Origin of the sequence: Anabaena sp. CA = ATCC 33047, from assembly GCF_963870205.1 — a bacterium.
Classification (GTDB): domain Bacteria; phylum Cyanobacteriota; class Cyanobacteriia; order Cyanobacteriales; family Nostocaceae; genus Trichormus.
In genome coordinates this window covers 1-22,217 of the sequence record NZ_CAWMSA010000009.1, presented here as the reverse complement: position 1 = coordinate 22,217, position 22,217 = coordinate 1, and the positions used below count along the sequence as shown (strand labels likewise).

Annotated in this window: 21 protein-coding genes and 1 pseudogene; 16 read left to right on the top strand and 6 right to left on the bottom strand. The window is 43.2% G+C overall.

The window, feature by feature from the left end:
* Window positions 1-44 precede the first annotated feature (44 nt).
* The 3 genes from AACS98_RS02940 to AACS98_RS02930 all read right to left on the bottom strand — a co-directional run bounded on the left by AACS98_RS02940 (window position 45) and on the right by AACS98_RS02930 (window position 2,734).
* Window positions 45-554, bottom strand: coding sequence for a GNAT family N-acetyltransferase (locus AACS98_RS02940; protein WP_066376144.1), 510 nt, complete (start codon window positions 552-554; stop codon window positions 45-47).
* 166 nt (window positions 555-720) lie between these two features.
* The gene (locus tag AACS98_RS02935) at window positions 721-2,352 is read right to left on the bottom strand and encodes a relaxase/mobilization nuclease domain-containing protein (RefSeq protein ID WP_198161114.1); all 1,632 of its coding nucleotides are present in this window, start codon (window positions 2,350-2,352) and stop codon (window positions 721-723) included.
* Complete coding sequence (locus tag AACS98_RS02930; protein ID WP_066376142.1) at window positions 2,327-2,734, bottom strand: plasmid mobilization protein; 408 nt, start codon at window positions 2,732-2,734, stop codon at window positions 2,327-2,329. Before AACS98_RS02930 ends, AACS98_RS02935 begins: the two co-directional genes overlap by 26 nt.
* A 770-nt stretch (window positions 2,735-3,504) precedes the next feature.
* Here AACS98_RS02930 and AACS98_RS02925 point away from each other — a divergent pair.
* Window positions 3,505-3,954 (top strand): hypothetical protein, encoded by a 450-nt coding sequence (locus AACS98_RS02925; RefSeq protein WP_066376141.1) that lies wholly within the window; start codon window positions 3,505-3,507, stop codon window positions 3,952-3,954.
* A gap of 462 nt (window positions 3,955-4,416) precedes the next feature.
* Here the strand turns inward: AACS98_RS02925 and AACS98_RS02920 are convergent, their stop codons facing one another.
* Window positions 4,417-7,992 carry a PriCT-2 domain-containing protein gene (locus AACS98_RS02920; protein WP_066376139.1) on the bottom strand — a complete coding sequence of 1,192 codons (3,576 nt, stop codon included), beginning with the start codon at window positions 7,990-7,992 and terminating at the stop codon, window positions 4,417-4,419.
* A 486-nt stretch (window positions 7,993-8,478) separates the two neighbouring features.
* Window positions 8,479-8,700: a ribbon-helix-helix domain-containing protein gene (locus AACS98_RS02915; RefSeq protein WP_066376136.1), complete on the bottom strand. Its 222-nt coding sequence runs from the start codon at window positions 8,698-8,700 to the stop codon at window positions 8,479-8,481.
* Window positions 8,701-8,947: 247 nt separating this feature from the next.
* Here AACS98_RS02915 and AACS98_RS02910 point away from each other — a divergent pair, with 247 nt between their 5' ends.
* From AACS98_RS02910 to AACS98_RS02845, 14 genes and pseudogenes are all read left to right on the top strand, one after another.
* On the top strand, window positions 8,948-10,000 hold the full coding sequence (locus tag AACS98_RS02910; protein ID WP_084386871.1) for a ParM/StbA family protein: 1,053 nt from the start codon (window positions 8,948-8,950) through the stop codon (window positions 9,998-10,000).
* A complete protein-coding gene (locus AACS98_RS02905; RefSeq protein ID WP_066376131.1) occupies window positions 9,993-10,208 on the top strand; it encodes a hypothetical protein in 216 nt (71 codons plus the stop codon). The genes AACS98_RS02910 and AACS98_RS02905 overlap by 8 nt, the downstream gene beginning before the upstream one ends.
* Before the next feature lie 5 nt (window positions 10,209-10,213).
* Window positions 10,214-10,480, top strand: coding sequence for a hypothetical protein (locus tag AACS98_RS02900; RefSeq protein ID WP_066376129.1), 267 nt, complete (start codon window positions 10,214-10,216; stop codon window positions 10,478-10,480).
* Window positions 10,481-10,491: 11 nt separating this feature from the next.
* Window positions 10,492-10,689, top strand: a complete 198-nt coding sequence (locus tag AACS98_RS02895; RefSeq protein WP_066376128.1) for a hypothetical protein — start codon at window positions 10,492-10,494, stop codon at window positions 10,687-10,689.
* An 87-nt stretch (window positions 10,690-10,776) separates the two neighbouring features.
* Window positions 10,777-10,956 carry a hypothetical protein gene (locus tag AACS98_RS02890; protein ID WP_066376160.1) on the top strand — a complete coding sequence of 60 codons (180 nt, stop codon included), beginning with the start codon at window positions 10,777-10,779 and terminating at the stop codon, window positions 10,954-10,956.
* Entirely contained in the window at window positions 10,946-11,143 is a 198-nt protein-coding gene (locus tag AACS98_RS02885; protein ID WP_066376125.1) for a hypothetical protein, read from the top strand. The genes AACS98_RS02890 and AACS98_RS02885 overlap by 11 nt, the downstream gene beginning before the upstream one ends.
* Entirely contained in the window at window positions 11,140-11,745 is a 606-nt protein-coding gene (locus tag AACS98_RS02880; protein ID WP_066376123.1) for a hypothetical protein, read from the top strand. The genes AACS98_RS02885 and AACS98_RS02880 overlap by 4 nt, the downstream gene beginning before the upstream one ends.
* A 49-nt stretch (window positions 11,746-11,794) precedes the next feature.
* Window positions 11,795-12,388: a hypothetical protein gene (locus AACS98_RS02875; RefSeq protein ID WP_066376121.1), complete on the top strand. Its 594-nt coding sequence runs from the start codon at window positions 11,795-11,797 to the stop codon at window positions 12,386-12,388.
* A gap of 68 nt (window positions 12,389-12,456) precedes the next feature.
* Entirely contained in the window at window positions 12,457-14,211 is a 1,755-nt protein-coding gene (locus AACS98_RS02870) for an ATP-binding protein (protein ID WP_198161113.1), read from the top strand.
* Window positions 14,212-14,561: 350 nt separating this feature from the next.
* Window positions 14,562-14,631 (top strand): annotated as a pseudogene (locus AACS98_RS23570) (DUF2887 domain-containing protein); the annotation flags it as partial.
* 177 nt (window positions 14,632-14,808) lie between these two features.
* A complete protein-coding gene (locus tag AACS98_RS02860) occupies window positions 14,809-16,476 on the top strand; it encodes a DUF3800 domain-containing protein (RefSeq protein WP_066376117.1) in 1,668 nt (555 codons plus the stop codon).
* Between the two features lie 176 nt (window positions 16,477-16,652).
* A complete protein-coding gene (locus AACS98_RS02855; protein WP_066376115.1) occupies window positions 16,653-17,456 on the top strand; it encodes an Rpn family recombination-promoting nuclease/putative transposase in 804 nt (267 codons plus the stop codon).
* Window positions 17,457-17,873: 417 nt separating this feature from the next.
* The gene (locus tag AACS98_RS02850) at window positions 17,874-18,257 is read left to right on the top strand and encodes a four helix bundle protein (protein ID WP_066376157.1); all 384 of its coding nucleotides are present in this window, start codon (window positions 17,874-17,876) and stop codon (window positions 18,255-18,257) included.
* Between the two features lie 71 nt (window positions 18,258-18,328).
* Window positions 18,329-18,898 carry a tyrosine-type recombinase/integrase gene (locus AACS98_RS02845; protein WP_066376114.1) on the top strand — a complete coding sequence of 190 codons (570 nt, stop codon included), beginning with the start codon at window positions 18,329-18,331 and terminating at the stop codon, window positions 18,896-18,898.
* Window positions 18,899-19,066: 168 nt separating this feature from the next.
* Here the strand turns inward: AACS98_RS02845 and AACS98_RS02840 are convergent, their stop codons facing one another.
* Entirely contained in the window at window positions 19,067-19,351 is a 285-nt protein-coding gene (locus tag AACS98_RS02840; RefSeq protein WP_066376112.1) for a TRADD-N-associated membrane domain-containing protein, read from the bottom strand.
* A 383-nt stretch (window positions 19,352-19,734) separates the two neighbouring features.
* Here AACS98_RS02840 and AACS98_RS02835 point away from each other — a divergent pair.
* On the top strand, window positions 19,735-22,217 hold a 2,483-nt coding region (locus AACS98_RS02835), incomplete at its 3' end, for an NACHT domain-containing protein (protein ID WP_232317103.1).

The window sequence follows — 22,217 nt, the reverse complement described above, 5'->3', positions numbered from 1 at the left end:
ATCAACCACAAAGCGCAAATAGAAATTAATCATATCAATCTGCTTTAAAGATTTTTCTCCTCATCAGTCACCTGTGCTAGTTTCTTTTCCCAGAATAACGCCTTGCCCATCTGGGGATTTAGCTCATAGCCACTGAATCCGCACGCCTTGTATGCTAACTGGGCAACATGGTTTCCTTCTAGTACCTCTAACGTAAGTTTACAGCACCCCAAATCGAAAGCTATCTCCTCCGCTTTCTGTAGCAGCAATTGAGACAAGCCTCTACGCCGATAGGGTAAAGCAACAAAGACATCGTGAATATTAAGTAATGGCTTACACGCGAAGGTAGAGAATCCTTCTAAGCAAACAACAAGCCCTGCGGGTTCGGCATCAACAAAGGCGAGAATGACATGAGCCGCTTTTCTCTTTGCAAGTTCTGCTCTGAGGTTTGTTTTAACGTAGTCGGACAGACCTTTGCCACCACCCATCGGGTCGAGCGCATACTCATCCATTAATTGAACCATAGCCTCCGCATGAGCAGGCAGACTAAGGTCTGCTTCAACAATTTCAATCATCTATTAATTGTGACCACACTATCCTTCATTATGTTATTTCTGTGGCTAATTTGTGGCATTTGAAAAAATCTGAATCCTCGCACAGTACGCAAAAAAGTAGGGCCAGTTTTTTGAGCCACCACTTCATCGAACAATCGAGCGATGGGCTACCACCCGCCGGAAGCAATCACAAACTAAGTTCATCCTCAAGCTGTCTTTGCCGTTGTAATTCCAACTGCTTAATCCGTCGCCGTTCCAAAATCATCTGATTCCACGTCAGCCCATCGGGTATAAATCTTTTAGCCTGGGGTAGCATTTTCTGAACGACTTGGGCAGTTTCATGACCCTGAGCATTATTATTAAAAGCCAAACCAATTGTGCTGACATTTTTGAAATATTCTACTGGCAAGTCATTCGGGTCATCCACTACCATGTACATTGTTCTCGTTGGTGGCAACCCTTTGTATACTGTAGTTTCTATCTCTACTAATGACAGCGCATCAATGGGAGAAGAACACAAGTATGCTCTATCAACTTTCTCGCTTCGTTTACCACCTACAGTAATATGAAACCAACCGGGTGAGGGTTTGCTGGTTTTGTCATATTCAACAGTGAGATTGTCTCGGCTCTGGGTATCCCATATCAATGCACCTGACTTTTTGGCATCTAAATCCCATTTGATAAACACAACATTTCGCTGTTGGTCTATATAAGTCAACCCCTGCTCATGTAATGCTTCCACAAATGCAGGTGATATGCCACGTTTTTCAGTTAGGTAATTTTGTAATAGTGGCCATCGGCTCTCATCTTCTGGTGGGGGCGTAAATGGTGGTGCAGTTGCTCTAAGTGGTAGAGACTGGGCTGGGGAGGAAGGAAGGTGATTTTTTGATAACTCTTTCTCTCGCTGCGCTACATCTTCCCCTGCTTCTTGAGCTTTTGTTTGTTGCCAGAAAAGCTTTCGTACCTCATCAGGAGGTAAGGGTTTCATAGGCTTTAACAGCAGAAACGAAATGGGTAGGTCATCCCGTTGTGGTTTATAATCAATGCCTAGATGTTTTTGCAATCCTGGAAAGGTGTAAGCTGCACCTAATTGTGTACCACTGAATGCAATTCCATCTTTTTCGTAAGAAATTCCTTTGGACTTACCATTTCTGGTAAATCCTATCCTGACAGTGATGCCTGTTCTCTGCAAGAACAAGATAAAGTCGGGCATTCTCATATTCTGAAAAGATATATGCTTAATGAAGTGTTGAATTTCCTCCTTGATGGTGTGTTGTGGAGGGGAGTCACGTTGTCCTCGTGAAAATTCTTCTTGTTCTCGTCTAATGCGTCTAATTTGTCCGGTGCTGGGTGTGCGAGTTAGTTTCTCTTTACTGCCCTGGACTTGGACTAAATTATAATCGATTTCGATTTGTCGCAGGACTTTTTCAGAGCGTACATAATCCCAGGAATCATGGACAAGTTTCCCTGTGTCCATCCTGATTCTACTGGCGGCAATGTGGATATGGTCATCATCGGTGTTGTGGTGGCGGAAGATGACAAATTGATTGGCATTAAAGCCCATTTCTTTCATGTAGCGATTGCCAATTTCACTCCATTTCTCATCATCTAATTTATCGCCTGGGGCTGCTGATAATGAGACATGGTAAACAACACGCTCGGCATCTGGGTTTAGTTGTCGAGATAGGCGAAATTCTTTGGTTAATTCTCTGGCATTTCTGCCACTCATGTTTCCGCCGATGAGTTGGGCATCATCGCGTGATGCTAAATAATCTAACAGACTGCGAAAACCTCTACCCTTCGTCTGCTTCCCAATCATCTTCTTCGTCCTCCTCCCAGTCAGTTTCTTCTGTGTCAGCTTGGGCAATGTCTCGTCTGCACTGATGCAATATCTCTAAAAGTTCTTGTAATAGTTGTGGGTTGGCTGGTGGAGTACGCCCCATTTTTATGGCTGTGTTTGTGGCTTTGACGAGTTGGTTTAAGTTGTTGCCGATTTGCCCTAGTTCCCAATATGTTTGTAGGCTAATTTTACTCAGTCGTTTGGGTAGTGGTCGCAGTAATCCGTTACGCCTCATCAATTCACTGGCTGACATTCCGGCATCAAGTGATTTGATTCGCAGCAAATCCAACTCAATGTCACTCAGTCTCATTGAGAAGAGGTGATTTCTTACGACCTTTTTTGACTGCTTGCGATTAGCCATAACGAGAGATTTAGGGGACAAAATGAGCGCGGGGTTTTTTAAGGGGGTGCGCCCCCTTGAACCAGCCGCCGTCCGAGCGCAGCGAGGCAAAGCGTGAGCGAAGAGGCATGGCTGGCTTCCTGGCGGGTTTCGGGGTAGGGGAGGTGTCGATTGCTACGTATGTACGGAGGCACAGCGAGGGGCTTTAGGGGGGACAAGGCGAAGGCGTGATGCTGATAATCCTATCAACTACGGTGGGGAATAGCAACGGCGTAGCTGGAATAACCAATAAATCAAGAATTTGGGGGAATTTAGATGAGGCGTAGCCACAAGGGGCTAGATAAATTTAGCTAGGAATAAATGGGGGAAATGGCGTAGCTGTAGCAATGAATTTATCAAGAGCAGGACTAAATAATCATCATGGCGTAGCCACTACATGAAATCTGGTTACGGCGTAGCCGCAGTAGTAAAAATTTTTAAATGAAAGTTACGGCGTAGCCGCTACACTAAAATTTGGTCACGGCGTAGCCGCAATAGGAACATACATTTTTAAGGCTTACAGTGAATGGGTAGAACGGCGTAGCCGCAATAGCGAATTTATAACCAGCAACTCATGAGTAGTAATCAGCGTAGCTGTGTAATCATGAATTAATGACCAGAAACTCATGAGTAATAAACTCAATCGGCGTAGCCGCAATAGTCAAATTTTTATTACCTTTTTTCAAACAAGCCAGGGGAGATTTTTTCAAATAGTTGATAATTAGTAGTTAATTAATATTCATCAAATAACAATGGGTGAGCATCAAAATCCAGAGGTAATTACGAAGGAGAAGATTGATAAGGCTATCAATCTGCTGAAGGAGCAGAAGCCAAAAGAGCGAGAGGATGTATCGGACAGGGAAGCTGTTCGCAAGATGAGGCGGTATATTGAGAAGCTGACTTCTGACAAGTACGGCTACACTTACGATGAAGTTGCAGAGATGTTGAAAGGGCTGGGGATTAATTTGAGTGGTAGCCGGATTAAATATTTAATCGGTGAGTTGAGGAAAAGCAGCCGTCAACGACACAAAGCCCAGTCGTCAGAAAATAGCCAGTCATTAGAGCCGACTACTGAAGCTACTGGAGCAGTTAAAGCCAGTAGTAAGGCTGATAAATCCTCTGAAAATAATGGTCAGGGTAAGAGGAAAAGCAAACAGGCGGCACAACAGCAGCCAAAACTTTACAACAGAGAAGACTTATAAGCTGGCTTAATTGAGTCTTAACAATTTTGCAATCAATAAAACTGAATTATTCTGCGCTCAAAAACTTGTATTCAGCACTGTATAAGCATTTGGTCGCAATTAGCATTATTGTTAATGCTAGTTTAATGTATTCCACATTGGTCACGGCACGGCGTTTCAAGGCACACTGAACGGGACGCTCACTCAATGATTAAGTACACAATCATGAAGGAGAGCATCTTTTACTACTAATAGGTCAACGGATTGCAGATTGCCGATTGTCGATTGTAGATTGACTCCTGCTAGAAAGACAGGAGCAAGAGATTTAAGATTGTGGATTGTAGATTTATTGTTGATATTAGGGGGTAGATTGTAGATTTTCCCCGGCTTGAAAGGCTTAGGCAAGTTCAAACTCAATCTACAATCTACAATCTCCAATCTCCAATCTTCTCGGTCAGTAGAAATGAAAACCGATAAATTTTCTCAGGTCACTGTCGGGTTACAGTCGGCTTGCATCGGGGCAAGGTCTGAGTAAACCTCAGTGGGCAGACAACGCAAAATAATCACCAGTAAGTCAGCCTTAACTTGAGGCGTGGAGAAATCCACAATTCGCCGGAACTTAGTCAGAGTAAAGACTGTAGCCACTTCAGCTATATGAGTTAAGGCATCTTCAGGCGATGATTCCGACTCAGTAACCAGCGTCGGGAAGTATTCACGGGCAAACCACATTTCATCATCGGTCAACTCAGGGAGATTTTTATTACTATCGCTATAAAGACTGTCTAATAGCAGAAGTAATAATTTTTTAAACCTAGCCCAGCCGCCCCAACGCTGGGTAAATCGGCTCACCCATCCTTGGGTAGTGTCAATAATTTTCGCGATCGCAGTTTGGCCAATTTTCTGCTGTGACTGCCAAAGCTGGGTGAAAGCTTTGACAATGGCGTGACCTGTTTGCTGGTCGCGGCTACCCGCTTCAGTGCATAAAGTACAGGCATCAACTACTTCTAACTTGACTCCCGGCAGTTCATCTAACAGAAAACTCAGGTCATAATCAGCACAGAAGTAAAAAGTTAGCTCCTCGGTAGGGCGACGGTGAGCGCGTAAGCGACCAATTTCTTGAATGATTTCCGCCCTCACCGATTCCATGAAATACTTTTGGAAGATGCCATTGGGGTCTGCTAGGTTAACTCTTTTACCAGTCATCACCTGAATATGTGCCGCCATTGCACCGACGTTTTGGTAGGGAATGCCAAAAGAAGCGATCGCGTCACAGTCACTAAAGCGGTTAACACCCCGACCATCGACAAAGTGACCGTATTCAACATGGTCTTCGGCTTCCTCAGCAATTTGTTTCCACTCGATAACGCCCAGTTTCTGGTGTATCTTGTGCAAAATTTCCTTGAGAGCATCAACACGGTCAGTTAAAGAAGGTGAGCGTTTTTTGGGCAACTTACCCAGCCCCACGACATTAACCACCCTTAAATTGCTGTAGTCGGGGCGTGTCTGCCCGATGACTAACATTGAGCCATCGTAGCCCAGTTTCAATTTCAACAGTTCTGGGCTGATAGTAGCATCAAGGTAAATATTAAATTGGGCGGTGTAGGCTAATTCAGTATATTTGGTGTAAGGGCGTTTAATGGTCAATGTACCCCATTTACAAGCAAGGGAACCCTCACCCTTCCAAGCTTCCAGGAAATCGGGGAACCAGTACAAGGGCAAGTCTAGGAATTCCTTACCCGCTTTTCGTGCGCTGTCCTTAGCTACCCGTTTAGCAGCATAACGGGCGGCGGCACTGTTTCTTAGCTGTTTATCGCCCTGGATATCAATGGAGTCTAAATCAGCCAGAAAATCCAAATTAGGCTGTAATATTTGCCGAATCGCTTCAACATCTAAATCTTGGGGAAAATTGGGTAATAATTCCCTTAATGCCCCATCATTAAAGCCGTAACGAGAATCAGGTTTAATATCTCCAGAGAGCAGCTCACGCAAAACCTGTAAAACTGGCTGAAGTTTTAACCATTGCTCAGGGGGTAAGCCACCTGTAGCTAATTCAGCAACGGTAATTTGAAAATCTTTTAATTCCACTTCAATCGAGTGTACAGGTTTTATGAGTGTACCTGCTTCTTCCCAAATTCGCCCTACAGTGAAAGGTTGACCAGCCGCATTAGTTAAATTAACTGGGGTAGAATTGGGATGCGCTCTGATTTCGGAGTAATTTTGAATGACCATCCGCTTCAGGAAACGGAAGCCGAAACCATCACCATAAGCGAAACGGCACTGATTCTGATTGATACAACCGTTGCAGATGGGGCTAATAGCACTTTCCTCAAAATCTAAAGAACCAAAGTTTTTGTCACGGAATGCGCTAAATAACCCAGTTCTACTACAGTTCCCCACAGTATCGGGAGTTTCACCCGCTTTTGGCTGTAGTAGGAAATTAGCACCCATAGGGGTAGTGCGGGTAGAGTCAGTTTTAAAGCCGTTGTGACGCACTGGTAGGTCAACAAAGTTAGCCTCAATGGGCAATGTTGAGGGGTTTCTGTGGTTGGCATCCTGGTAGATTAATTTATCAATACCAAACTGGGCGGCGGTCAGTAGTCCGGCATTGTAAGATTTACCCACCCCTGGATGGGAATTATCTAAAATTTGTGTCCAGCCCTTAGAGATGGCTTCCACCCATGCGGTGATATGTTCTTCGGGTCGGCACTCAATGTAGATATCGTCTTGTTCGTCGCTCTTGTGTGGGATATTGCCCGGCTTGTAGATGACTACCTGCCGTCTTGGGGTGGTGATGATGGGTGTTGACTGGGGTGATGCGGGTGCTGACTTCTGTGATGCGGATGCTGACTCCTCTGATGCGGGTGCTGACTTCTCTGATGCGGGTGCTGACTCCTCTGATGCGGGTTTGGAAAATCCTTTGGCTGCTGCTGTAACAAATGGGGCGATTGCTTGCTTTAATAAATTCTGGAAGCTGGTTAAATCTTCCCTGACTCGCCCTAGTTCCCACTCTTGGCGGCTAATGACTCCTTGCTGGGTGTGGCGTGGTTCTAACTGCCTTTGCGGGAATTTAAAGCCGTACTGCTTGGCGATGTGGAACAGTGTGCCAATCGTAATTCCACTACGCCTAAAACTGCGAATTTTGGCGCGGATGTTCCAGGTTGTACCCTTAATGCTGGGCGACCACTTTTCAGCGATGATTTCGGCATCTGTTGCCCCGTAGTGGTTAACCAGTGCCATCAGCACTTGGCGGCATTCGTCGTAATTACCACTGCCTGGGGTGCGTGGTGGAATGAATGAAAGTGCTTGGTGGATTAGTTGGTCAGTGTCCCAGCCTTCGGTGTCGGCAATCTCACGGAACTGTTGGCGGCGTGACTCAATGAAGAGTATGCGCTGCTGGTATTCTTCCCTTTCTTGAAGCGCGATCGCAATTGCTTCAGTCACCCACTCAGAGGGTAAAGTAGCTTCGGGATTAACCAGGAGAAATTCGGCTTGAGTGTTGCCGTAGAAAACCCGGCTGGCATCTTTACAGGCTGGGTCATGGGGTAACTGCTGCATCAGCTTACGGGTACAAGCTTCTACAGTGTCAGCACCCTCAACATATTGGGGCAGAAGGAAAATTAGCCGGAATTTATGCCACTCATGTTTATGACTGGCAGTGGTGTAGAGTAAAGCGCAGTGTTCTTGGATGAACGGGTCGGCTAGGGCTTCCTCAATGGTTAATTGGTGCTTATAAACCTTGATGGAATTGCCGTTTTCATCTTTGATTGGCTTGCCCTCTGCATCACGGGCGATATCGGAATTATCGATGTCAAGTGGTAGCCAATGAGAACCGATAACGTTGGCCTTACTGCGCCATTTACCACCCAATAAGCCAGCACAGATGGCGTGACCTGCTTTAATGTGCTGCTGGACATCTTCAAGAGTGCCTTCTACGTCGCGGAAGTTGGCCGACAGCTTTTTAAAGTCCCAGTCTTTGTTTCTGCCACAAGTGTTGACTGCGAATTTCAACTTCGGTGCTTGGTCTTGACTTTCTGCCAAGGCTTGGTTGCTATTTATCACAGATGTACCCTCAAATGACTGTTTTTCAGCATTTGGAGGGGGTTATCGCACTGCTACACCTGATATCTATGAGATTTACTGTTTTACTTGTTTTAACGATTTTTTTTGGACAATCAAAAAAAATTGTTAAATTTAATCCCAAAATCTTCCAGTGAAAATATAGAAATTTTCACAGCACCTCATATAATATGAGTAAGCAGCGCGGAACTGTCTCTGTTGCCAATTAGTGGTCTGAAGCTTCCAACTAACAATCCACTTCTTTGGTTCTGAAGAGATAAACCCCGCTCTTAGATATTCAAATATTTAATTTTTCAGTCGGGCAAAGCGTTTACGGTTTAGTATGCTTTGTCTTTTTTATTTTTGATGTTGTTCTATCTGTACCTCCGTTAAACGTTTCATTTAAGCAATAGCCTGATTTTACAGAAGTTTTTGTCTTCTGTAACCTGATATTAGTTTGATTTTTTACTTTACATTTCTCCATATTTTTTACTGATTATTTTGTTTGAAACTAGCCGGAGGGCTATCGCTTGTCTCCTCGCCATGCTCAAACCATAGTCTGAGTGCCTCCTCTAAAGCTTCACTTTGGGTCACATCCCTCTCTGCACAAAGAGCTTTGAACTTTTTGTACATTGCTGTAGGTATGTGGCCACTTAGTTGCCGATAATCTTCGCTCCTTCGCCGATCAACCATCCAATCTAAATAACTCATTCTCTCCTAATTTGCCTCCATGACATCTAATTGTCTAGTATTTTTCATATCGTGTTGACACAATGTCGTGACAAAGATAATATATCAGGTATAAGGCAGAAATGCCAAACCAATCATAAATCTGTGTTAGCTGGCTAAAATGCCACAGAAATTCTATTGGCTACCACGTTAATGCAGAGGTAATCAAAACCAAGGCAGCAAGCCTATTTCAGAACCTTGTCAATTGAATAAAAGAGGATTTTACCCTATGACAGAATTGGCACTTATGCCCTTTAATGCCACCATTGGGCAAAAGGGTACACTCACCCTCATTGCTGGTTATGACCTCGGTAACTCCGGCGTGAAATTCTTTACGTCAGACCAAAAAATCAGATTTCCCAGTTATTTAGAGAATTGTTACTACCGTCCAACCGAGTTACCAACAGAGGGTTATGTAGAGTACCTAGAGGGAGATGCCATCACCAAACTCGACTACAAACAGTGGTTGTCAGGTTTTGCAGCATACGACGCAAACCCCAAAAACCACCTGCGAGTTACCGACGATGCCACCGCCAAAGTCACCCAATCCCTCAAACACCTATTAGCAGCACTATCAAACTATCCCTATAAGCCAGTAATCAACTTGATTATCTGTGCCTCCTTGCATGAGCGAGGAGATTTAGAAGAGCAGTTAATTGGTGCGATTGCAGGTAAACACATCGTCAAATTTGGTGGCAAGTCCATACCCACAACAGTCAACATCCACGTTTTAAAAGTTTACGACGAAGGACACGCCGCCATCGCCGCCAATGTCCACCAACTAGACACCAGCAAACAAAACGTAATTGTAGACATTGGCAATCGCACAGTCATCGCCACCTTAATCGGACACAAAGGACATTTAGCCAACCGCAAAACCTTTGATAACGGGGTTGAAGAATTAATCAGAATGATTGGAGTCAACCCAACATTTAAGAACCGACTACAAGGTGAAATTGCCATACCGCACCTCATCCGCCAGGGGTTAGAAAGTAGCGAAAAACCGTTTTGGTACGGGAAACAATTCAATTTTGAAGATGTCTATCGCCAAGAATTGATGCCTTGGGTGCAGAAATCACTCGCACCAGTGTTTAAATTTATTCACCCCTGGAAGATAAACGCCGATGCCTGCTTGATTATCGGTGGAGGTTCACAACTCAAGGGTGTAGACGAAGCATTGAAAGCCAAAGGTTTCCTAATAGCAGAGAATCCAGTGTGGGCAAACGCCCAAGGTTTATATCAGCTAGCAACAATGATGTATTCGAGGGGAATAAATGAGTAACGAGAGTATCAGAGTAGTCATTCGCAAACCCTATCATCCCTTACTCAAAAAATTAGCTCGTCAAATGAATGTTGATGATTACGGGGAAGTAATTAACTTCTTGCTTTTAGAGTTTCAACGTCAGGATTACAACTTTATCCCATCAACAGAATCCCAAGCCCAGAAAGCATCAACAGATTTAGCCAGTAATTTAGCAGCAATGTTCTAAGAATTATGAACAACCTAAATAGAGTTTATGACAGCACATTACTAAGCAGTTCCAAGGTTTACCAAATCGACAGAACGCTCTATCAATACCTGTACAAAACAGGCACTGGTACAGCACCACAATTTATATTTCGACCACTAGCAGGACAACGAAAAAAAGCAGATTTAAAGCTGAATTACAAGGCTTTAACTACTCGCTGTTATGAAGTTGAGGGTGTGACTACAAAGAGTTCTGTACTTTCTCAAGAATCATTGCAATTATCAATATTTTGATGAGGTGAATTATGCAGAATCAACCATTGCCAGAATTGATTGCACAAGCCCAACAATTACTCACCCAAATCAGACAACATCCCCAATTTTTAGCACTGCAAATTGATGCAGATGTCACCATAGGCGACGTTACCCAGTTTCTCAATGCCCTTGGGTGGGAAGCAACAGCTTGTGCTGTGGATGTATCAAGAGAAGGTTTTTTTCAGTAATGGGGAGAGCGATCGCATTGCCTGAGAAACATGGCGATCGCAATTCCCCAAACGTATCTCTTACCAAGACACAAAAGGATTTTAGCAATGAACAACAAATATTATCTGTGTGAAGCAGAATCAGCAGATGACGGCGTAACCAAAGTAACAGGCTACGACCAAGCCTTTGAAGCATTACAGGCAGCAGAAGAAAGTACAGCAGCAGTGCATTTCATTTCCACCATCAATCCCCTTGCAGAAAATGAGGAGGGCGAAGATGAGAAATGATAATTTATTTTTCGCCGCATTTAGCGAACTTATCGAGAGAGGATGCCCCACGGATTTAGCTGGGGAAGCTGCCACAGTGGTAGCCAACGACGACCCCACAAAACACGACCTGGGCAGAACGCCACAAGACCAATCCGTAATCCAGCAAGCTTTACCGTATTTGCAGAGGGAGCGTAAACCAACATGAACCGCACAGTGAGATTAAAACTGGATGCACCTACAACCTATGCTGCAATCGCGTCCCTCTCCGGCATCGACCAACAAACAATATTCCAAGCCTTAGACGGTAACGAAACAGCAGCAGCAACAGTGGCAGATTTCAGAATCAAACAGACAGAACGTGCCAATAATGCAAAAGCTGTATTTGGCAACCTTACCCAAGGGTTACAATCAACCGAAACATTGATGGCAGAAGAAGCACAGTTTTTAACCAGTGCAGGGCAGAGCGTCAACCGGATGACTGATAGCTGGGCGAAAGTCAGAAACAGTGACGCAAAACTGGGTTATCAACTGCAACAGAAAGTTATCGCCTCTGACAACCAATTGGGACAAGAACAGTTTCGGCATGGGCGTACACTCAATCTACTTAACGAATCTCACCGCGCCGAACTGCGAGGGATTGAAATTGACTCTACCAAGGCGAAAACTCAACTCTGGCAGAAGGTAAACGCCAAAAAAGAGGAGTTAACACCCGCCGACAAAGCCAAGGAAACTCTAAGGGACATCCACAAACACGGATCAGCAGCGATGCGAGGGGTGAAAGGGTTCTTTAGACGGTTGATTGACTAACAATTAATTCCCCCAGCCGTCTGGGGGATAACTATTTTTAGGTGTTCCTATGTTAACCAAGAACCAAAAACAACCATCAATCATTTTTGATGCTGAGATTGTAGATAACGAGTGTACACAGCATATAGACGGTGTAAAGTACGACAGCGAACAGGTTCAAGAACATATTGCCCAAACCGATGGCGGCGTAACTGTAATTCGGGGGATTGCTCAGGGTGCAGTGTTGGCTGGCTTTCAAGTTGCGTCAACTCAATCTCTCTACCTTGCCGGATGTGTGGGGCTGTTCCCGGCAGTAGTGGCAGGCTTACCCGTAGGGCTGTCTGTGGCTGGGGCTTTGTGCTATCTGCGTTTTGAGAATAGCATCTTCCCCACAATCAGCGATGGCGTTCCGCCCACCGTAGGTGATCGCAAAAAGTTTGGCCTTGGGGTGACTCGCACTCTGATGTTAACCGCTAGTTCGTGGAAGTTAACCGCCGATGCCCAACAGATGGACAGCATAGCCCGTAACAGTTTCTACAGTGTTACCCAACAGGTAAAGCAGTATGAAGGCATCCAAGAACCTATTCAAGACCATTTCCCCTTCATTCTAGGCTTTACCGCAGTAATAGCCGTCATTTTCGCCTTATATTGCCGTAAGAGATGAATATGGAAACCAAACCATCAGACCTTAATCAGCGCTCATACAATATTCCACCGCGTCTAAATCTCCTCATGATGGCATCGGTATTAGGCGCGGTAACTTGTGCCATTGCTGCCCACGTTGGCGACGGCATTGCAAAGAAAGAACTGTGTTTTTACCCCCAGTCAGCGCGGGTGTATGACGCACCAATCCAGGCGCAGGGGGAGACAGACCGTTTACTGTTGGGTAACAAGTATTGCCGATATGAGCAGCGATCGCTTCTCCCAGAACCTTACCTGAAGGCTAACCAGTACCGCACAAGTAACCCGAACTATAACCCTTGGGCATTTCTCCAGCACGATAGTCTGTACATTTTTCGCTCACTCCCGGCTGACAACCCGTTTAAGATTCACCTTGGATTAGGGGCGATGGTGTTGGGGGGGATTGGGTTGTGGGCCACCAGCAAGGCAAGGGATTATCTAAGTGATATCAGACCCCACTACCGAGCTACCAAACAATTTGAGGGGGTCAAGGCTAACTACTCTGTGAAACTGGGTGAGCAGTTGCTTTCCTTATCTGGCAACGAATTACTTAAATACTTACGTGGTATCAAAATAGCTGAGGCCAGACAGCAGTTTATCGCCAACATCACACCACAGCAGCAGATAGCCCTACTCATGGCTATGTCGGCAGAGGACTATCAAGACTTTGGGCATTTACTAGATGGGGGTGCAAGCTTCGATAAGTTTGACCCACCCCAGGCACAGCTACCACACGGCGAACCGGGGACAGTTCAGGAAGTGGTAGAACAGCAGGCAATAACCAACGGTGACAAATACCAATGGATGAAAAACGCCATTGGCTACCCTGCTTTACTGTTTGGCGGTATGGGTTCGGGTAAGTCGTGGACTACTAGAGAGATTGTCTGGCAGAAGGTTAACGCTGGTTGGGATGTTGTAGCTCTAGATCCTCACGGAACTGAAGTTGAATGGCGAGGGGTGAGGCTGATTACTGGCTATAGGGAAATCGCCCTATTCATGCAATGGTACATGGATGAGATGCGATTGCGCTATGCTGCTTACCGTGAGTCAGGCATGACTGAGGAGCAATGGACACAGCATTTAAGGGCATCCGGTAAACAGTTATCGGTGATTTGCGAGGAGTTCACCACATGGACAGATCATATTATTGAGCCGATGCCACTCTCTGCACCCGACAACTGGAAACCTGACCCAGATTTCATTGGTAAATGGTTTCGCTGTGCCATGACCGAAAGCCGCAAACAATTAATGATTCCTTTGTTTGTCGCTCATGACCGCACAATGGAGATTTTAGCCAAGGCTAAGGGGTTATCAAAACTTAGGGATGCGGCTTTATTAGAGATTGAATTAATCGCACAAGTTGACCCGGTGACGACTGAGGCTAAAGCATCGGGCATGGGGAAAATTAAACTACCAGGGCATGGTCAATGGTTGCCGATTGAACTGCCAAAACTTGACCACAAACGGATTGATTTTAGGCTTGATAAATCTGTGAAATCTGATGAAGCACCACCCATTGATAAAGCCATTTTAGAACGCATTTATGAACTGGAAATTAACATCGGTGGCAAGACTGGTGATAACCCAAATGAAAAAACTCAGCTATCACCAATGGCGCAAAAGTTGTATGAATATCTCACCAGAACTGAGCGAATAGAAGCTGATGTAAGAGAGTTCAAAGGCAATTTTAAAGTTAACGGTGAGAGATTTACAGTTGAGCAAATCAAGGGCTGGATGTATGAAATTGTTGGGGCATCTTTAGCAGACTGGATAGGCGAGGGTGTTATCAAGCTCAATCAAATTTGACTGCCCTTTGTGTCCGGTGTCTGCCCCCAAAAACGCCCTTTTTCGCGGACACCAGACACCAGACACCACTAGACACAAAAGGCTGAAACCCTTATACAGCCCAGACACCAGCAGACACCACACTAGACACCGCCCTGACACCAAGTGTCTAGTTGGTGTCTACTGGACACCAACAATTTTTCAGCTATTAAATAGACAATTAATGTTAAATATTTGGCTAAATCATGCCAATAGCAGTAATTATTTATTATCACTACCTAATGGTGAAATAAAAACGTGATTATTTCCTGTTTCAATTCCATCACTTACACTCTATATATTGGTGCTTGAGTCATTCGCATAACTGTTGATTTGAGTCAGTAGATGTAAAAGAAACTGCCGTTCGCATAGATGGGGTCTTTTTACCTCCAGAAGATGCTTACCTCTCTGGGGTAAGTTTTATTTATAGTCGGTTTTGGTGTAGGTATTGAACCAAGATACGGATACTGTTGGCTAATGTACTACATAATTGTAATTTACAGTAATTTTCGGCAAGATAATCTGAGCTATAATGGCAAATATTTGTACTAATTAGTGTTTTAGCACACTGTTGATTTTATGACAACTCAGGAACAAATCCAGGGATATGCAAAAACCTTATATCAGGAGAACAAGTTAAAAAATTGTATATTGTATTGTGCAACTCTATTATCTTTGGAGTATCTAGACAAACTTAAATCTGAGAGCTACTCATTATATATTCCTGATTTGGCAAGAAATCTAGAAAATCAATTAAATATTATAAACCCTAGCTTTTTCACGGAAAATGAATTGTGGCTAGACTCCTCAAGTTTTATATTAAGCTATCTAGAATACTGGCATACTAAGCCAAAGTTTGCTAGAGCAGTCATGAAGGAATTTCAACCAGTGCTGGTTAGCCCTTCAGGTCATATTCAAGTTAATCATATAAAGACACTTCAACAAGCAGAAGATTTTATGGTAGGCGTTGCTGCCAGTAGAGTAGCTTCTAAGCTTTCTGAAATTATAAATATACCTAAACTTTCAATTGAAGAGTTAGAAAAGCTATTGGGACTTACTAAAGTAGAAGCGAGTTTAGATGAATCTGACTCCGATAAAAATCTCCTTAATTTAAATTATCCAACATTTATAGATAAAGACATCAAGCCGTTGTCTGCAAAAACTATTCTTTCAAATATCAAAACTAAGACAAACAAAAAAAATAACAAACAAGTACAGAATTTGTTAAGACATTTACCAGCAAATATTGCTGCATTCAGGCTTGAATGTCCTGAATGTTCAAAGCAATTTAGTCCAAACTGGTTCAGGCTCAGTAATGAGCCACATATTCCGATTAAACCCAATGATCACGATGGCCCAGGAAGATGGATTCCTATAAAAACTTACGAAATATGCCCTTTTTGCGAAGAAGCTGTTCCTCTTGAACTACCTGTGGTAAAAATGCAGTCAAAGGTTATGCTTTTCGGAGACGAGGCATATAGAGAGGAACAGGGCAAGCTTATTTTCACTTATTCACTTGTTGGTGCTGACTTTAAAGTGATAGCGCAAATAGAAGATTCTTTGCGAGAGTTAAAATCAAAGCTTTGTCCTTCTAAATCTCCTGACAGTTGGGCTTTTCATATGAAAGAACTTTGGTCTGGGGAACACCGCAAAAAACACAGAGTATTTTCCGACTGGGATTTTGAGAAGGTACGGTTTGCAGTTCAAGGTCTTTTTCAATTAATCCAAAATCATGCTGAATATCTTTTCATGTACAACATAGCTTTGACTGTTAAGGGTTCAATGAAAGGTTTTAAGTCAAAGCCAGCCTTAGAACGTCCACAAGACAATGCCTACATCTTGCTTATTACGTATGTTATTAATGAGCTTACAACAAAAAAAGCGCAGCCAGTTTTACAATTCGATGCGGAAAAACAAACAAAGGCTGCTCAAGTAATTCAAGGTTGGGCGCGTGAAGCTTTCTTAGGGAGCCAACATTGTCTTCTATACCCATTTCTAGCTAAGGGGATAGAGATTCCAGAACCTATCTTTGTTCAACCTGCTTCTCAACCGTGCCTCGAACTTGCTGATTTCATTAGCTATATTGTGGCTAGATTCTATCTAAAGAAATGGCAAGGTAAGGAAATTGAGGAAGTACTTGATACTCGTAATTTTGGAAAGGTCATGTACTTAGGTTTTGACAAGACTAATGATTTAGTATTTCACAGAACTGAATCATATCCTTGGGAGCTTTTTTATGAATCTTGAACTGGAATACATTCCTTTTTATGTAACGGAGTAATTATTTTTTTTATAAAAATAAGTAATGAATGATTATTAAGTAATATTTAAATTACAAAAACTACTATCAAAATTAGATATGCCCTGTGTGATTCTAATGATAAAATTAATACTGGTTAAGCAGCATATTTTCGGTTAATTTAGTGAAACGAGACTCCATTTATTACCAAATATTTAAACGCTTTCCTGCATTAATTTTTGAACTCATTGATGACCGTCCCCAAGAGGCGCAGAATTATCGTTTTGAATCGGTTGAGGTGAAAGAAACCGCCTTTCGCATTGATGGGGTCTTTTTACCTCCAGAGGGTGCAACAACCAAAGTTATATTTTTTGCAGAAGTTCAGTTCCAAAAAGATGAAGGTTTGTATCATCGGTTTTTTACCGAATCAATGATGTATTTGAACCGGAATCGGTCTAAATACGATGACTGGTACTGTGTGGTAATTTTTCCATCACGCTCAAATGAACCAAGTGATACAAGAACTCATCGCATATTTTTAAACAGCGACCAAGTGCAGCGCATTTATTTGGATGAGTTAGGTAATCCCGATACTTTGCCAATAGGCATCAATTTAATGCAGTTGACTCTAGCATCAAATGACTCGATGGCAGAGCAAGCAAAGCAATTAATTGAGCGAGTACAATTAGAGTCAACTGGCACACTGCCGAAAAACGAGATAATAGATATTATCACCACTATTGCCGTTTACAAGTTTTCTTCGTTGAGTAGAGAGGAAGTGGAAGCTATGCTGGGACTGAACATTGAAGAAACACGAATCTACAAAGACTTGGAACGTCAAACCAAATTAAAAGCAGCAGCACGCTTTTTGAGCATGGGTTACAGCATCTCCGAGGTGGCAAAGGCAGTTGATTTATCGGTTGAGGAAATCACTTCTGAGGTGGTAAATTCTCAAATCCCCACACAACAAGATGATCGTACAGAGTAAAGTCTTGTTTTTCTGTATAGACAGCCGTGTAGATGTTGGTGCAGACTGCTGAGTGTGAAAATCTTGGACTGGGACTGCTGGCGAGCGTTGATATCACTTCCTTGATAGCAATGATTGATCAAGCTGCGGTATAGAAGTAAGTGTAGACAAGTCAGACCAGCCGCAACATGAGCCTCTGTTACAGGCACTGATTATACCTGTAAGTGGTCATCGTGTTGCAAGCATAAGGAAGTTTAATCAGCCTACGAAAGAATGCGGGTTGTGGCGGTTGTGCTGTCAGGCTGAATGATAAGTCTGGGTTAACCTTGTGTCATCGCTAACGAGAGAATAGGGTTTTGCGGCAGTTACATTGTCTTCGTGCCGGAAGATCATGTAGCATTGGAGATTGGAGATTGGAGATTGCAGATTGGGGGAGAAATGGACAAGGAGCAGTTTAAAGAGAGAACCCAATCCTTTGCTCTACGGGTAATTAATTTAGTTGAAGCTTTACCGAAAGACCAAACAACCTCACAAGTCATAGGCAAACAATTACTCCGCTCAGGAACGTCAGTAGGAGCCAATTATCGGGCAGCTTGTCGCGCCAAATCAACGGCTGAACTGATCACCAAGCTCAATATTACATTAGAGGAAGCCGATGAGTCACTTTACTGGATGGAACTGATTGTAAAGGCGAAATTGGTGGACTCTAACAAGCTTAAGAACTTGATGCAGGAAGCTAACGAAATTGTATCAATGCTGGTGTCCTCTCTCAAAACCTTGCGGTCAAAACCGAAAGATTCCCGAATTTATAACCCTAACTAATCAATCTCTTGCTTGAATATGACTTCTACAATCTCTAAAAACAATCTAAAATCTGCAATCTGCAATCTTCAATGAAAATAAATCGTTTCGGTCGAGCAGAAATCCTCAGCCCCGACCAAATTAATCTCCTATTTACTGAGGGCTTTGTCAACCCACGCGATCGCGCTTTATTTGGCGTGTGCCTTTATGCTGCCTGCCGGATTAACGAGGCTTGCACGTTGGCAGTAAATGATGTGTTTGGCAGCAATGGTGTCAGGGGGGTGTTGGTGATACGTAGCGTCAACACCAAGGGGAAGCGAGACACCAGGGAAATTCGAGTGCATCCCAAGCTGAAGCAGTATTTGGAAGAGTACAACCCCAACCGTCGCAAGGAGTTTTTGTTTCCCGGTCGGCATGGATTGGGGCATATCCACAAGGTGAGTGCTGACAAAATTCTCAGAGATACCTGTGTGCGGCTGGGCATTGAGGGGGTGAGTACGCACAGTTTCCGCAGGACTGCTTTAACCAGGATGAGCGATGCGGGGATACCGTTGCGCCATATTCAGGAGATATCGGGGCATCGGACTTTGGCAGCTTTGGAGCGTTATCTGGGTGTGACTGAAAAGCAGAAGCAAAACGCTATCTCTGCTTTGGATTTTTGAAAGCAGTGCGGAAATGAAGTTATCACGACATCTCTGTTAGGGAAGCAGTGCGAGAAAGCGCGATTGCGAACTACCTGCCTTAACAGTGATCTCTACCTAGTATGGTTGGTGAGGAGAAGAAGCCAAGCCTGGAAATTGTTAGCTTGGCTCAAGCCCGTCATTCTAACGTTAATTTTCGTCTTTTATGTCTTCTAAAACCTTGTCCAGTCTATCATTTGCGTCCTTAGCGAGTTGAATGCAACGTATACTTGTAGCCAAACCTCCAGCAGCAGCAACAGTTCCTTCTGGAACTTGATTTGACAAAATTAGCCCAGCGCCTATAAGGCCAATAAAAAAAGATAATGTGGTGGCAACCAAAGACAAATTAAAGCTGTAACGTGCTTGGCGCAAGCGTTCTTGGGCAATGTACAGTTCAATTGTGGAATGAGTATTAGGAATTGGTTCGTTATTCATGGATTTGCAGAAGATTTAAATTTCATACTTCTACTGTCGAGCCAAATCCTAGAAATATTGACTAGGCAATGATTGTTTTGCAAATCACTTTTGTCTTCTGTATGATTGTCGTGTGTCTTAGTTATGATTGCGTAAATACTTGCTGATAAAACATCCTCTAAACCATGACTGACTCTAGTAAGGCTCAGAAAAAAAAGAAAATAACCCATACAGCCGCTACACAAGGTATAAAGAGAGCAGAAAATGCCTTGAAAAGATTAGGTTTTGAGTCAAAAAGTAATTTTGCAAAATCTCAACTGATAAGTCGTAGTACAGTTACCAAATTTTTTCAAGGTCAGCCAATTCAGCTTGATTCTTTTAAAAAAATCTGTGAAAAATTGGAATTGAATTGGGAAGAAATTGCTGATCTGAATGATTCGGCTGATTTAAGTGAACCAAGAGGTTTACCTAAAAAGCCACCTAATCTAGCAAATGACGAGACAAAAAATAAATGTCGAGCCATAGCACTAGCAGAGCAGATGAAAAACTGGTTTAAAATATTGGGTTACCGCTTTGAGAGTTATGAGATTTGGGAAGATTCGTTTTTCGAGTGGATTATTAACATTTCTGGAATAAAAAATTGCTATGACCGTATTCTTGTAAGGGGCATAGAGGGAGAGGCAAAACTTAGTGACGTTGAGGCTTTACGAGAGGAAGTACAAAAACAAAAAGCAGATGAAGGATGGCTAGTAAGTACACGTCGCATTTCAGCAGCAGCAAGAGATGAAGTAAAAAAGCCAAATAGTAAAATCCTTTGTTATACCTTTGATAAACTACTCGAGCAAAATGCTGATTTTACTGGATATCTTGATTGGCTAGAGAAAGAAGTAAAAGACCGTGGAATTGACAAAAAGTATGTTCCTCTTGCTTGTACCAAGGAAGAAATTGATCCAGTTAGCTCCCGCCGAATAGCAGTGAGCCGTTACGATATCAGTGATGGTGGGATTGACCGTTACATTGATCTTTGGCTTGATGATCCAGTTAAAGAGCATATCTCCATTCTGGGAGAATTTGGTACTGGCAAGACTTGGTTTGCATTTCATTATGCCTGGATGGCACTGCAACGTTATCGTGAAGCTCAAGAACGTGGTATTGAACGCCCTCGTGTGCCATTAGTCATTCCATTACGGGACTACACCAAAGCAGTAAGTGTTGAGTCTCTGTTTTCTGAATTTTTATTTCGCAAATACAAAATTCCTTTACCTAACTATGATGCTTTTGTACATCTCAACCGCATGGGTAAGTTGCTACTAATTTTTGATGGTTTTGACGAAATGGCGACTAGGGTAGATCGCCAGCAAATGATTAATAATTTTTGGGAACTGGCAAAGGTAGTAGTGCCGGGAGCTAAAGTTATCCTCACTTGTCGTAGTGAACATTTTCCAGATGCAAAAGAAGGACGTGCCTTGCTGAATGCGGAATTGCTCGCCTCAACTGCTAATTTGACTGGGGACACACCCCAGTTTGAAGTATTAGAATTGGAGAAATTTAATGGCGAGCAAATTCGGCAAATACTGTCATTACAAGCTAACGCTGCAACAGTTGAAAAGGTAATGAGTAATCCTCATCTGCTGGAGATCGCCTGTCGTCCTGTGATGAGTGAGTTAATTTTAGAAGCATTACCAGATGTTGAAGCAGGCAAGCGGGTAGATTTATCAAGGATTTACTTGTATGCTGTGCAGCGAAAGATGGAACGAGATATTAAATCTGAGCGCACCTTTACGTCGATGACTGACAAGCTATATTTTCTGTGTGAACTCTCATGGGAAATGTTTTCTACTAACCAGATAAACCTCAATTATCGTGATTTTCCTGACCGGATTCGTCGATTGTTTGGTTCAGCTGTACAGGTGCAAAAAGACTTAGACCACTGGCACTACGACATGATGAACCAGACGATGCTCATTCGTGATGCCGATGGCCATTACACTCCAGCACATCGTTCTCTTCTAGAATTTTTTGTGGCTTATAAATTTGCAGCAGCCCTGGGTGTTTTAGCTCCAGATTTTGTAGGCTTAATTCAGCCAAATGAGTCAGATTTGGACAGTACCACAAAGTCTGAAGACTATACTTGGTCTAGATATTGTAATCTTCAAGTGGAAAAGCGAAAAAAAAATCAAAAAATTCCGCCAATCCATTCCTTTGCAATTGAACCTCTGGATAACCTGCGTACCAACTTTGGAAAGGCACAACTGACGAGAGCAGTTCTCGATCTTTTAGTGCCAATGCTAGCTCCTATGGAAATTACAACAGAGCAGTTACTAAAAGTTATTGGAGAAACACGCCGTAAAAGAGAAGCAGAGGTGGGTTATGTAGGGGGAAACGCTGCAACACTGTTAGTAAAAGTTAATTCCTGTGCTTTGGAAGGTAGAGATATTGCTCACTCCGTAGTTATTGGTGCTGATTTTACTAATATCAGCCTACGTCATGCCAATTTCACTAAAGCAAATTTGACTAATTCCGTGTTTACTAAAGACTTGGGTGATGTTTTATCAATCGTATTTAGTCAAGATTCTAAACTTTTGGCTACAGGCGATAGCGATGGTGTAGTTCGTTTTTGGGAGGTTGCAGATGGGAGAGAACTTTTAGTCTGTAAAGGTCATAGCGGTTGGATACGCTCAGTAGCTTTTGATTTTGAAAAAGAGATACTTGCCAGTAGTAGTGATGACCAAATGATAAAGCTATGGAGCATTCGGACAGATGAATGTTTGAAAACCCTAGATGGACATACTGGTGCTGTAAATTCAGTTGCTTTTACTCCCCAAACTAATGTGCTGGCCAGTGGGAGTTCTGATGCAACGATAAAACTGTGGGATATCAATACTGG

Bases quoted from the DNA above. Each gene is read 5' to 3' on its own strand.
- AACS98_RS02940 (WP_066376144.1), bottom strand. From the start codon at position 554: ATGATTGAAATTGTTGAAGCAGACCTTAGTCTGCCTGCTCATGCGGAG.
- AACS98_RS02935 (WP_198161114.1), bottom strand. From the start codon at position 2,352: ATGATTGGGAAGCAGACGAAGGGTAGAGGTTTTCGCAGTCTGTTAGAT.
- AACS98_RS02930 (WP_066376142.1), bottom strand. From the start codon at position 2,734: ATGGCTAATCGCAAGCAGTCAAAAAAGGTCGTAAGAAATCACCTCTTC.
- AACS98_RS02925 (WP_066376141.1), top strand. From the start codon at position 3,505: ATGGGTGAGCATCAAAATCCAGAGGTAATTACGAAGGAGAAGATTGAT.
- AACS98_RS02915 (WP_066376136.1), bottom strand. From the start codon at position 8,700: ATGAGTTATTTAGATTGGATGGTTGATCGGCGAAGGAGCGAAGATTAT.
- AACS98_RS02910 (WP_084386871.1), top strand. From the start codon at position 8,948: ATGACAGAATTGGCACTTATGCCCTTTAATGCCACCATTGGGCAAAAG.
- AACS98_RS02905 (WP_066376131.1), top strand. From the start codon at position 9,993: ATGAGTAACGAGAGTATCAGAGTAGTCATTCGCAAACCCTATCATCCC.
- AACS98_RS02900 (WP_066376129.1), top strand. From the start codon at position 10,214: ATGAACAACCTAAATAGAGTTTATGACAGCACATTACTAAGCAGTTCC.
- AACS98_RS02895 (WP_066376128.1), top strand. From the start codon at position 10,492: ATGCAGAATCAACCATTGCCAGAATTGATTGCACAAGCCCAACAATTA.
- AACS98_RS02890 (WP_066376160.1), top strand. From the start codon at position 10,777: ATGAACAACAAATATTATCTGTGTGAAGCAGAATCAGCAGATGACGGC.
- AACS98_RS02885 (WP_066376125.1), top strand. From the start codon at position 10,946: ATGAGAAATGATAATTTATTTTTCGCCGCATTTAGCGAACTTATCGAG.
- AACS98_RS02880 (WP_066376123.1), top strand. From the start codon at position 11,140: ATGAACCGCACAGTGAGATTAAAACTGGATGCACCTACAACCTATGCT.
- AACS98_RS02875 (WP_066376121.1), top strand. From the start codon at position 11,795: ATGTTAACCAAGAACCAAAAACAACCATCAATCATTTTTGATGCTGAG.
- AACS98_RS02870 (WP_198161113.1), top strand. From the start codon at position 12,457: ATGATGGCATCGGTATTAGGCGCGGTAACTTGTGCCATTGCTGCCCAC.
- AACS98_RS02860 (WP_066376117.1), top strand. From the start codon at position 14,809: ATGACAACTCAGGAACAAATCCAGGGATATGCAAAAACCTTATATCAG.
- AACS98_RS02850 (WP_066376157.1), top strand. From the start codon at position 17,874: ATGGACAAGGAGCAGTTTAAAGAGAGAACCCAATCCTTTGCTCTACGG.
- AACS98_RS02845 (WP_066376114.1), top strand. From the start codon at position 18,329: ATGAAAATAAATCGTTTCGGTCGAGCAGAAATCCTCAGCCCCGACCAA.
- AACS98_RS02840 (WP_066376112.1), bottom strand. From the start codon at position 19,351: ATGAATAACGAACCAATTCCTAATACTCATTCCACAATTGAACTGTAC.